At 66.1% G+C, this 12891-nt stretch carries 11 protein-coding genes; 8 read left to right on the top strand and 3 right to left on the bottom strand.

What is annotated here, in order from left to right; all coding sequences use genetic code 11:
• Nucleotides 1-225 precede the first annotated feature (225 nt).
• From D5084_RS12720 to D5084_RS12695, 6 genes are all read left to right on the top strand, one after another.
• A complete protein-coding gene (locus tag D5084_RS12720) occupies nucleotides 226-1989 on the top strand; it encodes a trimethylamine N-oxide permease (protein ID WP_128515868.1) in 1764 nt (587 codons plus the stop codon).
• Nucleotides 1990-2146: 157 nt separating this feature from the next.
• Nucleotides 2147-3283, top strand: a complete 1137-nt coding sequence (locus D5084_RS12715) for an aminomethyl transferase family protein (protein WP_128515867.1) — start codon at nucleotides 2147-2149, stop codon at nucleotides 3281-3283.
• A gap of 55 nt (nucleotides 3284-3338) precedes the next feature.
• On the top strand, nucleotides 3339-3965 hold the full coding sequence (locus tag D5084_RS12710; protein ID WP_128515866.1) for a dimethylamine monooxygenase subunit DmmA family protein: 627 nt from the start codon (nucleotides 3339-3341) through the stop codon (nucleotides 3963-3965).
• Nucleotides 3962-4924 (top strand): PDR/VanB family oxidoreductase, encoded by a 963-nt coding sequence (locus D5084_RS12705; RefSeq protein ID WP_128515865.1) that lies wholly within the window; start codon nucleotides 3962-3964, stop codon nucleotides 4922-4924. Before D5084_RS12710 ends, D5084_RS12705 begins: the two co-directional genes overlap by 4 nt.
• 9 nt (nucleotides 4925-4933) lie before the next feature.
• Nucleotides 4934-6004, top strand: a complete 1071-nt coding sequence (locus tag D5084_RS12700; RefSeq protein WP_128515864.1) for a heme-dependent oxidative N-demethylase family protein — start codon at nucleotides 4934-4936, stop codon at nucleotides 6002-6004.
• The gene (locus D5084_RS12695) at nucleotides 5997-7001 is read left to right on the top strand and encodes a GlxA family transcriptional regulator (RefSeq protein WP_128515863.1); all 1005 of its coding nucleotides are present in this window, start codon (nucleotides 5997-5999) and stop codon (nucleotides 6999-7001) included. Before D5084_RS12700 ends, D5084_RS12695 begins: the two co-directional genes overlap by 8 nt.
• Here the strand turns inward: D5084_RS12695 and D5084_RS12690 are convergent, their stop codons facing one another.
• Nucleotides 7002-7859 carry an EamA family transporter gene (locus D5084_RS12690; RefSeq protein WP_128515862.1) on the bottom strand — a complete coding sequence of 286 codons (858 nt, stop codon included), beginning with the start codon at nucleotides 7857-7859 and terminating at the stop codon, nucleotides 7002-7004.
• Nucleotides 7860-7985: 126 nt separating this feature from the next.
• Here D5084_RS12690 and D5084_RS12685 point away from each other — a divergent pair, with 126 nt between their 5' ends.
• Both D5084_RS12685 and D5084_RS12680 read left to right on the top strand, forming a co-directional pair.
• Nucleotides 7986-10355, top strand: coding sequence for a trimethylamine N-oxide demethylase (locus D5084_RS12685; RefSeq protein WP_128515861.1), 2370 nt, complete (start codon nucleotides 7986-7988; stop codon nucleotides 10353-10355).
• A gap of 89 nt (nucleotides 10356-10444) precedes the next feature.
• Complete coding sequence (locus D5084_RS12680; RefSeq protein WP_128515860.1) at nucleotides 10445-10828, top strand: group II truncated hemoglobin; 384 nt, start codon at nucleotides 10445-10447, stop codon at nucleotides 10826-10828.
• Here D5084_RS12680 and D5084_RS12675 read toward each other — a convergent pair.
• Entirely contained in the window at nucleotides 10825-11730 is a 906-nt protein-coding gene (locus D5084_RS12675) for a glycosyltransferase family 2 protein (protein WP_128515859.1), read from the bottom strand. The two genes, D5084_RS12680 and D5084_RS12675, sit on opposite strands and share 4 nt — an antisense overlap.
• Nucleotides 11730-12887 carry a lytic murein transglycosylase gene (locus tag D5084_RS12670; RefSeq protein WP_128515858.1) on the bottom strand — a complete coding sequence of 386 codons (1158 nt, stop codon included), beginning with the start codon at nucleotides 12885-12887 and terminating at the stop codon, nucleotides 11730-11732. The genes D5084_RS12675 and D5084_RS12670 overlap by 1 nt, the downstream gene beginning before the upstream one ends.
• Between the last annotated feature and the right edge of the window lie 4 nt (nucleotides 12888-12891).

The raw sequence follows: 12891 nt of genomic DNA, 5'->3' as shown, positions 1-12891 counted from the left end.
TTCGCTTCGATGAAATTTTTCTCGCCACGGGCGATTGGCCGTGGTTTTGTTTGCGCAATCGGGCTGCGGGCGCTTGGCGTTGCCGTGGCGCGGGAATGAGGAAGGGAGACGACCGAGACCGACGTCCGGCGGGACGTCAGACCAATAATCAGGGTGCGGCGGAAGGAAGGGAAGGCGGCAAGACCTGCCCAGGCGACGCAAGCACTGTCCAACAGGAGAGAGGGAATGACGACTGAAACTGGATCGGGCCAGATGGTCCGGGCGCTGACGTGGAAGGGCGCCTTCTGGGTTGCGGCGGGGGTTCCGCCGCTGGTGCTGTTCTCTATCGGCGGGATCGCGGGGACGACGGGCAAGGTCGCCTTCGTGGTCTGGATCGTCTCGATGGTGATGGGGTTCCTGCAAAGTTTCACCTATGCCGAGATGGCGGGGATGTTCGGCAACAAGTCGGGCGGGACCAGCGTCTATGGCGCGACGGCCTGGCTGCGCTATGGCAAGCTGATCGCGCCCCTGTCGGTCTGGTGCAACTGGTTCGCCTGGTCGCCGGTCCTGTCGCTCGGCGGCGCCATCGCGGCGGGATACATCCTGAATGCCCTGTTCCCGATCCCGCTGGCCGACAGCCAGCCGGTGCTGGACTGGGTGACGGCGAACCTGGCGAACTATAGCGCCGAAACGCCCTCGGTCGTGCAGTACATGGCCGACAATGCCGGGGTGACGGCAGAGGCGGCGATCCAGGCCGTGGCCTCGGCCGATGCGGTCAGTGCGCTGACGCCCTGGTTCCGGGTCTACGAGGCGTTCCAGATCTCCATCCCGGGCCTCGGCACGCTGCATTTCAACTCGACCTTCATCATCGGCGTGATCCTGATGCTGATGATCCTGGCGATCCAGGAGCGCGGCATCGCCAACACGGCCAGCGCGCAGAAATGGCTGGCGATCATCGTGCTGACGCCGCTCTTGCTCGTTGGCCTGGTGCCGCTGCTGACCGGGGCGATCGACTGGATGAACGTCACCAACATCGTCCCCCCCACGGCGGCCTATTCCGGCGTGGACGGGGAATGGAACCTGGGCGGCTGGACGCTGGTCCTGGGCGGCCTTTACATCGCGGCCTGGTCCACCTACGGCTTCGAGACGGCGGTCTGCTACACGCGCGAGCTGAAGGACCCCAAGCGCGACACCTTCCGGGCGATCTTCTACTCGGGCCTGTTGTGCATGGTGTTCTTCTTCCTGATCCCCTTCTCGTTCCAGGGGGTTCTGGGGCAAGAGGGGATGCTGGCCGCCGGGATCGTGGACGGCACCGGGATCGGCGAGGCCTTGGGCAACATGATCGGCGGTGGGCCGGTCATCACCCAGATCTTCGTGATCCTGATGATCCTCGCTCTGTTCCTGGCGATCATGACCGCGATGGCCGGCTCGTCGCGGACGCTGTATCAGGGCAGCCGCGACGGCTGGCTGCCGGGCTATCTGTCCAAGCTGAACGACCATGGCGTGCCGCGCCGGGCGATGTGGACGGACGTCGCCTTCAACGTGTTCCTGCTGGCGCTGGCCTCGGACACGGGCGGGTATTTCTACGTTCTCGCGATCTCGAACGTCGGCTACATCCTGTTCAATTTCCTGAACCTGAACGCCGGCTGGATCCACCGGATCGACAACGCGCATATGGAGCGGCCCTGGAAGGCGCCGACCTGGCTGATCGGGCTGAACACGGTGCTTGCCTTCGTCAATGCGCTGTTCCTCGGCGCCGGTGCAAAGGTCTGGGGCTACGAGAACGCGCTGTGGTCCGGCCTGATCTTCGCGGCCTTCATCTTCCCGGTGTTCTGGTATCGCCACTATCTGGTGGACGGGGGCAAGTTCCCGAAAGAGGCCTATGAGGACCTGGGCCTGCCCTATGGCGAGATGGGCGAAAGGAAGGCCGGGATGCTGCCCTATCTGGCGCTTGCGGCCGGGGCCGTGGTCGTTCTCTGGGCCAACTGGTTCTTCGTCCTGCCTGCCTGACAGGGGTAAACCGCTTTGGGAAAGGCCGTCCTGCGGGGCGGCCTTTTTCTTGGGCGAATGTTTTCTGGCAAGAAAGATTGTTGCACTTCATTATTGCTTTCTGGCGGGAATCGCCTGACACTCGGCGAAAATGAAAGCCCACTGGGAGGGACTGCGCATGACGAATTCCTGGCGTTTCTCGGCACTGATGGACCGGCATCGGGCGCTTGGCTCGAACCTGGAAGACTGGAGCGGAATGGGCACGGCCTGGTCCTACTCCAAGGGCGACCCGAATGCGGAATACATGGCGATCCGCACCAAGGCGGGGCTGATGGACGTGTCGGGCCTGAAGAAGGTGCATATCACCGGCCACGCCGCCAGCCACATCATCGACCGGGCGACGACGCGCGACCCGGAGAAGATCGCGCCGGGCAAGTCGCTTTACGCCTGCATGCTGAACGACGCGGGCAAGTTCATCGACGACTGCATCATCTACCGCTTCGGCCCGAACACCTATACGGTGGTGCATGGATCCGGTCAGGGGCATGAGCAGCTGACCATGGCGGCGACGGGGCGCGATGTGTCGATCCGCTTCGACGACAACCTGCACGACCTGTCGCTGCAGGGGCCCCTGGCGGTGGACTATCTGGAAAAGCATATCCCGGGCGTGCGGGCGTTGCCTTACATGGGCCATATGCCCGCGATGCTGTTCGGCAAGCCGATCACCCTGTCGCGGACGGGGTATACGGGTGAGCGGGGCTATGAGATCTTCTGCCGGGGTCAGGACGCAGGCGAGATCTGGGATCGTATTCTGGAAGAGGGCGCGAGCATGGGGATCATCCCCTGCCGCTTCACCACCTTGGACATGCTCCGGGCGGAAAGCTACCTGCTGTTCTACCCCTTCGACAATTCCGAGATGTATCCGTTCGAGAACGAAGGCCCGGGCGATACCCTGTGGGAGCTGGGCCTCGACTGGACGGTCAGCAAGGGCAAGACCGGCTTCCGCGGCGCGGAAGAGCATTACCGCCTGCAAGGCAAGGAACGCTTCAAGATCTCGGGCCTGAAGTTCGAAGGCAAGAAGGTTCCGGGCAACGCGCCGATCTACAAGGGCGACAGGAAGGTCGGCGTGGTGACGCAGCCGATGTATTCGCCGCTGAACGACTGGGTGGTGGCGATTGCGCGGCTGGACGTGGACTGCGCCAACAACGGCACCGAGCTGGAGGTGCGCTGCGGCACGCATGGGCCGCTGAAGGCGGTCTCGGCGCCGCTGCCGTTCTATGACGTGGAGAAGAAGCGCCGGACGGCGAAGGACTGATGTTTTCGGGGCCTGCCGGTCGGTGGGCCCCGTTCGACCCAAGGGAAGTGGCTCCGTGAAAGTAGACCTGACCCCGGTGAATGCCCCCTCGATCCGCTCGCGCCCGGTCTATGCGACCCTGGAGCCGCGCCCGGGCAAGCTGCATGTGATCGTCGCCGACGACGAGGGCGCGGCGGCGGTGGTTGAGATGGTGGGCAAGGCGAATGACCGTTCGGGAATGCTGGCGGCGTCGCATGTGATGTATTGCCCCGGTCCGACGGGGACGGATCTTTCGGCGCAACTGGAGGTGCTGGGCGCGGCGCAGTTCTTCCGCGCGCCGACCATTCCCGCGCTCTTGCCGCGTCTGGTGCGAGTGCTGGCGGATGCGCATATGGGGACGCAGTTCTATCTGGCCGGGACCGAGGGGCTGATCGGCCAGGCCGAACGCGAGATCATGGCGACGGGCTTCCCCCATGCCTCGATCCAGAAGGAACAGCGCGGATCCACCCTGCGCCGGGTGCAATGCGTGCACTGCAAGGGGATCACCGAGAACGTGGCGACCGACCCGTTCAAATGCAGCCATTGCGGGCTGAATCTTTTTGTGCGCGATCATTATTCGCGCAGGATCGCGGCCTTCATGGGGGTCTGCATCGACGCGGAAGACCCCGGCCAGGTGCCCGAAAGCGTGGTGAGGTTCAGATGAGCGGCGGCGCGAAACTTCAGGTCCGCGTGGCCGAGGTTGTGGAGGTGAACGACCTTGTCAAGCGGTTCCGCTTCGTGTCGCGGGACGGCTCGCTGCTGCCCGCGTTTTCGGGCGGGGCGCATACCGTGGTCGAGATGGACGACCATGGGGTCCGCAGGCTGAACCCCTATTCGCTGATGTCCGACGCCGAGGATCGGTCGGGCTATGAGATTTCCGTCCGGCGCGACGATCAGGGGCGCGGGGGCTCGCTTTACATGCATCGGCATGTGGTGCCGGGGATGGAGATGACGCTGTCCTACCCCGTCAACCTCTTCCCGCTGGATAACCGGGCGCGGAAGCATCTGATGATCGCGGGCGGCATCGGGATCACGCCGTTCCTCGCCCAGATCGCGCAACTGACGCATTTCGGCGGCAGGTTCGAGCTGCATTATGCGGCGCGGTCAAAGGCGCTGGGGGCCTATATGGACCGGCTGACCTCGGCCCATCCCGACCGGGTGCATTGCTACTTCGACGACCAGAAGCAGGTGATCGATCTGGAAAAGGTGCTGGAAAATCAGCCGATCGGCACGCATCTTTACGTCTGCGGGCCGAAGGGGATGATCAACTGGGTCCTGTCCACCGCCGAGGCCATGGGCTGGCCGAAACAGGCGCTGCACCACGAGGAATTCCTGGCCCCCGGCACCGGCCTGCCGTTCACGGTGGAACTGGCCGCCAGCGGCAAGACGATCACGGTGGGCCCGACGCAAAGCCTGCTGGAGGCGATGGAGGCCGCCGGAGTGGAGGCGCCCTACCTTTGTCGTGGCGGGGCCTGCGGGCAATGCGAAACGGTCGTTCGGAAATGCGACGGGACGATCCTTCACCGCGACCACTGGCTGACGCCGGAAGAGCAGGCGGCGAACACCAAGATCATGCCCTGCGTCAGCCGCTTCGAGGGCAAGACCCTTGTCATTGACCGATAGGAGAGAACCATGAGCCTTGATTTCAAGTTCGCTCCCGACGATTTCGGCGGCTTCTTCCGGGACGAGACGTTCCGCGACACCTTCACCTACCGCAACAGCGACCCGCGCCGGTTCCCGTTCCCCTTCGACCGGGACGACTACATGTATTCGGTCAACATGGAGCCGCATGTCCCGGGCCGGAAGGGCACGGCCTTCGAGCACATGCTGGACGTGGACGAACATTACATCGCCGAGATGATCGACCGCGCCAAGGTGCTGGCCGAGGACCCGCTGCGCTGCCAGTCGCTGCCGCACATGACGCTGGCCGGCTGGGATACGCTGGAGCTGATCATGGAGGCGAAGGCGCGGGATTATCCGCAGTGGTTCAGCCTGACCAAGGACGGCAACCGCTGGCATTGGGTGAACCGCCCGCTGGGAATCGAACAGTCGTTCACATTCCTGGACGAAAGCACGCTGCCCTATCCGCCCTTCGAATACATCATGCGGCAGACGCAGGGCGACTGGACCTTGCAGGACGAACGCGACGGGACGCTGTGGATGGATGCGGGGATCGCCACCTCGCAGGCCGACTGGTCGGTGGATTTCGATGTCGGCATGAACTTTCACGAATGGCACGCGCCCGTGCCTCTGGCGCATGAGAAGGGCGTGTTCGACCGGGCGCTGAAGTTTCTTCTGAAACTCCAGCACGGCGCGCCGGTGCGGCGGTTCAACTGGACGATGACGGTCAACCCGCTTCTGGACACCGCGCCCGAGACCTATCCCAAGTGGGGGCCGTCCAAGACCACGATCACGCAGGAGAACATGGGGAAGAAGCAGCACCTGCGGGTCGAGCTGCAGAGCCTCTACCGTCTGCCCCGGTCCAATGCCATCGCCTTCGACATCCGCTGCTATCTGTGCAGCTTCGAGCAGATCGTCACGGTCCCGAAATGGGCCCGCCGCCTGCACCGGGTGATCCGCGACCTGCCGGTGGAGCTGGCGACCTACAAGGGATTCATCCGCAACCGCGATGCGATGGTGGAATGGCTGTCGCAATACGACGATGGCGCGCCCACCTCCCCCGGCTGGTTCCCCGATGACTGAACGCGGCCCCCTGCGGCTGGGGTTCCTGATGTTCCCCGGCTTTCCCATGGCCTGCCTGACTTCGGCCATCGAACCCCTGCGCGCGGCGAACGAGATCACCGGGCGTAGGGAGTTCGTCTGGCAACTGGTGGCCGAAGCGCCCAGCCCGGTGCGGTCCTCGGCCGAGATCGGCTTTGACCCGGATGTCACGTTGCAGGATCTGCAGGGGATCGACCAGCTTTACCTCCTGTCGCCCCCGACGGCGGCCTTCGCCGATCCGCGCCGCAGCCCGGCGAAACTGCGCTGGCTGGACCGGACGGGAGTGACGCTTGGCGCCTTCTCGGGCGGGATCTTTCCGCTGGCGCGGGCAGGGCTGATGGAGGGGCGGCCCTGTTCGGTGCATTGGTGCTATGAGGCGGCCTTCAAGGCGGATTTCCCGGCGGTGGAGGCCCGCGAGGTCACGATCCTGCGCGAAGGCCGCCGGATCACGGCCAGCGGCTCGGGGGCGGTCTTCGACCTGATGCTGCACCTGATCGAAGAACGGCTCGGCCGCGACTGCATGACCGAGGTCGCCTGCTGGTTCCAGCATCCCTTCGTGCGCGATGCCGATGCCAGCCAGAAGGTGCCCGTCCCGCGCGCCGGGGGGACGACCGATGCCCTTCCGGCCGCGATCCGCGCGGCGATCCGGCTGTTCGAGACCCATGTCGAGGACCCGTTGCGCATCCCGGATGTGGCGGCGGCGGTGGGCCTTTCCGGGCGGCATTTCGAGCGGATGTTCAAGCGCGAGACCGGGCAGAGCCCGTTGCGCTATTACCATCACCTGCGATTGCAGAAGGCGCGACAGCGGGTGCTTTATTCCAACGACTCCTTCCGCGAGATCGCGGCCTCGGTCGGCTACATGACCACCAGCCCGATGATCCGGCATTACACGGAGTTCTTCGGCGTTTCTCCGCGCGATGAGCGGCGGCTGACGCAGACGATGCGGCGGGCCCCGTTGCGGGTCGAGGCGGCGGAATAGTCAGCCCTGCAGGCCAAGGGCGGCGATGCCGGAAAAGACCGCGGCGATGCCGAGCCACTGGATCGGCCGGACGCGCTCTTTCAGGAACCATGCAGCCAGCAGCACGGTCAGCACCCCGAAGAGCGACGAGGCGACCGAGGCGTATTCGGCGCGCGGCAGGCCGCCGGAGGCCGTGACCAGACCCAGCGCCAGCGCGTCGAGAAGTCCCATCAGGGCCAGGACGCAGAACTGCCGTCGCTGCGGGGCAAGCTGTCCCCGGTGCCAGACCAGAAGGGTCAGAATGGTGGCCAGCGCCACCGCGCGGCCCAGCAGGATCACCGGCAGTTCCGCGCCGAGCCGCGCGGCCTCCTGGGCCAGGGAAAAGGTCGCCGCGAAGCCCACTGCCGACAGGGCGGCCCAGGCGATGGCCACAGCGGGCGAGGCGGCATAGCCTTCCGGCGCGTCGTCGCGCGCGGCGATGGCGACGATGGCAATCCCGACCACGATGGCCCCGACGGAAAGCCAGTCGCCCGTGGTGACCCCTCGCCCCTGGGCCGCCGCGATCAGCAGGGTCAGCAGCGGATAGGCCCCGACAACCGGTGAGACGACCCGGACCGGCGCAAGGCTGAAGGCCCGGTACAGCCCTCCGATCGCCACCGCGAAGGCAAGGCCGGACAGCGCGGCCACGCCCCAGGCCGCACCCGTCATGGCCCCCCAGCCGCCCTGCCACAGCGCGACGGGCAGAAGGCCCAGCGTTCCGGTGGCCAGAACGACCGTGAGGATCGGCAGAAGCGCCGCGCCCTGGCTGAGCTTGCGCGCCAGAAGGTCATGCACCGCCCAGAGAAGCGCAGCCGTCAGGCCGAAGGTGAGAGCCAGCATTCCGTCGCCTTTTCCTCTGCTGCCGCTTGTGTCAGTCTTACCCTGAGGCTATTCTTGGGGATGAACAAGTTTTATCCTCATTAAACGGCTCCGGTCCTTCGGGCCGGTCCGACCACGGGGAGCGCCATGCTGGGCACGATCTATCCGACTGTGGTTCCCGGTCCACCCCGGCCGTCGCGGATTCTGACGCCCAGAGGGTTTTCGCGTCACCACGGACAGGAACGGCACGTGGTTCCCGGGGCTGGGGCGCTGATGTTGCAGGTCTTTGCGGGCGACCGGGTGACGCTGGTCAACGACGAGGGCGGGCAGCCGGTGGAACTGGTGGCGGCTGCGAAGGACGGGCGGATCGATGCGGGCCTTCTCGGTCAGGCGGCGAACGCGACGGCCGAGGGGCTGAAGGCGATGCTTGCGTCCGGCGACGAAAGCCTGGTGCGGCTGCGCAAGGGGCTGGCGGCGCGGAAGATCGACCTGGGCCGCGCGGGGGCGGTGCGGCTGTTCTCGGCCGAAACTCCAGCGGGCACGCGGGCCGATCTGGTGGCGCAGCACGAGGGGTGGCTGGTCGTCTGCGCCCCGGGTTTGCCGATGGCGCCGGAGGCGCAGGACACGGCGACGTCGGTGACGGTTCTGCTGCAACGGGCCAGGCCGCGTTTGGTGGGGCATTACGACCTGCCCGATCCGCTGGCGGACCCGATCCTGGACCTGCGGGTGAAGTCGGCCACGGCGGAGAGCTATTTCGTCAAGGCGGGGGATTACATCCAGATCCTGGATGTGGATGGGCGGCAGTGCACGGATTTCCAGTGCTTTGACGCGCGCAAGCTGGACCGGGGCATCCAGCACGCGCTGGACGTGACGACATCTCGCACCCTTATGGGGCACGCCTATTCGATGCCGGGGCTGCATTCGAAATACTACGATCAGGACTGGGTGCCGCTGGTCGAGGTGGTGCAGGACACCGTGGGGCGGCACGATGCCTTCGCCATGGCCTGTGCGTCGAAGTATTACGACGAGATCGGCTATCCCGGCCATGTCAACTGTTCGGACAACTTCAACAAGGCACTGGCGCCGCATGGGGTGGACCCTCGCCCCGGCTGGATGGCGGTGAACCTGTTCTTCAATACGAACATCGATTCACATGGCGTCCTCATCAGCGACGAGCCCTGGTCGCGGCCCGGCGATTATGTGCTGTTCCGCGCGCTGACCGACATCGTCTGCGTCAATTCCGCCTGCCCGGACGATACCTCTCCGGCCAATGGCTGGTATCTCAGCGACATCCATGTCCGCACCTATTCGGGGGCGGAAAAGTTCAGCCGGGCCATCGCCTGGCGCCCCACGCCCGATGCGGAGCCGAAGATGACCAAGGAAACCGCCTTCCATTCCCGCATTGTCGAAAGGACCCGCCATCACGTCGAATACAAGGGCTACTGGCTGCCGCAGGTCTATTCCGCGAACGGCGCGCTGGAGGAATACTGGGCCTGCCGGCAGGCGGCCGTGGTGCTGGACCTGTCGCCCCTGCGCAAGTGGGAGATCACCGGGCCGGATGCGGAAGCCCTGATGCAATGGGTGCTGACGCGGGACGTGAAGAAGCTTGCCCAAGGCCAGGTGGTCTATTCGGCGATGTGTTATCCGCATGGCGGCATGATCGACGACGGGACGCTGTTCCGGCTGGGCCGCGATCAGTTCCGCTGGATCGGCGGGGATGACTACGGCGGGGTCTGGATCCGGGAGCAGGCCGAGAAGCTGGGGCTGAAGGTGATGGTCCGCAGTTCCACGGACCAGCTGCACAATCTGGCGGTGCAGGGGCCGAACAGCCGCGAGATCATGAAACGCATGATCTGGACCGCGCCGCACCAGCCGACGATCGAGGAGCTGGGCTGGTTCCGGTTCACGGTGGGGCGGATCGGCGGGCCGTCGGGGGCGCCCGTGGTGGTGTCGCGCACGGGCTACACGGGCGAGCTTGGCTTCGAGGTCTTCTGCCACCCGAAGGACGGCACGGCGGTCTATGACGCGGTCTGGGAGCATGGGGCCGATCTGGGGCTGAAGCCGATGGGTCTGGCCGCGCTGGACATGGTGCGGATCGAGGCGGGGCTGATCTTCGCGGGCTACGATTTCTCCGACCAGACCGACCCGTTCGAGGCCGGGATCGGCTTCACGGTGCCCTTGAAGTCCAAGACCGATGACTTCATCGGCCGCGAGGCGCTGATCCGGCGGAAGGAGCACCCAGCGCGCCGCTTCGTCGGGCTGGAGATCGACGCGAATGTCGATGTGGGCCACGGCGACCCGCTGCATGTCGGGCGGGCGCAGGTGGGGGAGGTCACGTCCGCGGTCCGCTCGCCCGTGCTTGGCAAGAACATCGCGCTGGCGCGGGTGGATGTGGCGCACAGCGAGGTCGGGACGGCGCTGGAAGTGGGCAAGCTGGACGGCCAGCAGAAGCGGCTGCCGGCGGTGATCGTGCCCCTGTCGCACTACGACCCGAAGAAGACCCGGCCGCAGAGCTGAAGGGCGCCGGACTTTTCGAAAAGTCCGGTTCGGAGCCTTTGCAGGCTCCGGGCCGATTTCTTCGAAGAAATCGGCGAGAGGAGGATGCGATGGAGCCGATGATCGACCGGATCGGGGGAGAGCCGCAGGTCAGGCTGCTGGTGAATCATTTCTACGACCTGATCGAGACCCTGCCGCAGGGCCGCGCGATCCTGGAGATGCATCTGAAAGGCCACGGGCTTTCCCATGTCCGGCCCGAGCAGTTCGACTTTCTCTGCGGTTTCTTCGGGGGGCGGCGCTATTACCACGAACGGCACGGGCACATGAACCTGCGGGAAATCCATGCGCATGTGGAGATCCGCCGTCAGGACGCCGAGGACTGGCTGGCGGTGATGCAGCAGGCGATGGTCGAGACCGGCGTGGGTGAGCGTGAGTGCCGCGAGATCATGGCCACCTTCCGGCGCGCGGCCCTGATGCTGGTGAACACGGACTAAAGCGTGCCGTCCCGCAGGGCCTGCACCTTGGCGCGCAGGGAAAGATCCGCAACGATGACCCGGCCGACCCGGACCAGTTCATCGCGCAGGTCGAGGGGCAGGATCTGCGTGCGCCGGTAGAAGCGGTCGATCTCTTCGGGCGGGGCCTCGGCGAGGAAGGCCTGCAATTCCGGCCGGAACTGGTAGGCGCCCTTCGTCATCCGGAAGGGCAGCGCCGCCAGCCAGGCGGCCTTGTCCTGGGCATGAAAGTGCAGAAGCCGGATCTCCGGTTGCCAGTCCGGGGTCCGGACGAATTCGCCATCGACCATCACCGCATGCAGCCGCGGCAGGAGCCCGGGGACGCGGGTGCGGTAGATCATCTTGCCGACCGAATGGGACAGCATCCCGTCGCGGATCACCTTGCGATAGGGACCAAGGGCCGCGCGGCGGCGGGGCCAGTGTTCATGGCGCAGCGCGCCGCGAAACTCGCGCGAGGTGTAGATGTCGTCGGGCAGAAGCGGATCGTGCATCGCCTCGAAGGGCTCCAGCTTCAGCGCGATGGTCTCGTCCGGGGTGTCGTCCAGAACCTCTGCGATCGGGCGCGGGGATAGCAGGAACTCGTCCACGTCGATATGGACGATCCAGTCCGAGGTCACCCGCGCGCGGTAGGTCAGGCGGGCGTTCTGGGTCTGCCGGTTCTGGTGCTGCGGCGGGCGTTTCTTGCCGACCGTCTGCCAGTGCGCATCATCGCAGAGGCTGACGGTCACCCGGGGATGGGCGCTCAGCGGCGCGGGGATCGGCTGGTCGGGGTCGTCGAAGTAGAGCCACAGATGATCGGCGCCAAGCGACAGATGATGGGCGGCGAAGGCGAGAACCTTCTCTTCCGGCGCCTTCATGGTGGAGACGACGGCCCAACTGGCCATCAGAGCGCGTCCAGCAGCGCAAGTGTCGGCCAGCCGTCGGCGGGCAGGCCGAGGCGGGCCTGTTCCGTCTGCACCGCCCTGCGGGTGCCCGCGCCGAGAATGCCGTCGATCTGGCCGACGTCATGGCCAAGGGCGGTCAGCCTTTCCTGCAATCGCTTCATCCGGTCGAGGTCAAGCGCGGGGTCGGGGGTGCCTGCGGCATAGGGGCGCGCGCCCTCGATCCTTGTGGCGAAATAGGCGGCGGTGGTGACGTAGACGAAGCTCTGGTTCCAGTCGAAAAGGACGCGGTAGTTCGGATAGGCCAGGAAGGCCGGGCCCTTGCGGCCCTGCGGCAGAAGGATCGAGGCGGAGAGGCCCGGCGCCAGCGGTCCGTTGCGAGGGGTGACGCCAAGCGCCTGCCAGTCCTCGGTCGGGCGTTCCGTCTCGAGGCCCGTCAGCGACCAGTCGAAGGTATCGGGCAGCTTGACCTCGGCCAGCCAGGGCTCATTCGCGCGCCAGCCGTGGTGCTGAAGCAGCCGCGCGCCTGAAAGGATCGCGTCGGCCGGCGAGGTCTTGAGCAGGATCAGCCCGTCGCCATCGCCATCGACGCCGCGTTCCAGGATGTCCTTCGGCAGCATCTGGACCATGCCGATCTCGCCCGCCCAGGCGCCGGTGGTGTCCAGCGGGAAGTCGCCCATCGCGTAGAGTTGCGCGGCGGCGAGGACCTGGGGCTGGAACAGATCGGGGCGGCGGCAGTCGTGGGCAAGGGTGAGCAGCGCGTTGCGGGTGTTGAAGTCGCCCTGAACCTGGCCGAAGTCGGTCTCGAAGGCCCAGAAGGCCAGCAGGATGCCGCGGCCGACGCCGTAGTCGGCCTCGGCGCGGGTGAAGATGTCGTCCAGGCTTTCGGCCTTCTGGCGGGCGGTGGAGAGGCGCTGTTTCGAGATGAGCGACTGCGAGAAGTCGAGGAAGGTCTTGCGGAAGACGCCCTGACTGCGGTCGGCCTTCAGCACCCTGGGGTCCTGCTGCGCGCCCGCGAAGAAGGCGGCGGCCTTGTCGGCCGGGGTGCCGCTGGCCACGGCCTCGGCCTCCATCGTCTTGAGGAAGTCGCCGAAGTCACCGCCACAGGGGGCCGCGGCGGCGGGAGAGGTCAGCAGCAGGGCAACAAGGGCGGCGCGCATGAGA

This window comes from Tabrizicola thermarum (assembly GCF_003574395.1).
In the GTDB taxonomy this organism is placed as follows: Bacteria; Pseudomonadota; Alphaproteobacteria; order Rhodobacterales; family Rhodobacteraceae; genus Tabrizicola; species Tabrizicola thermarum.
Note: the sequence above shows the minus strand (reverse complement) of the source record. Positions and strands in the feature narration are given on the sequence as shown.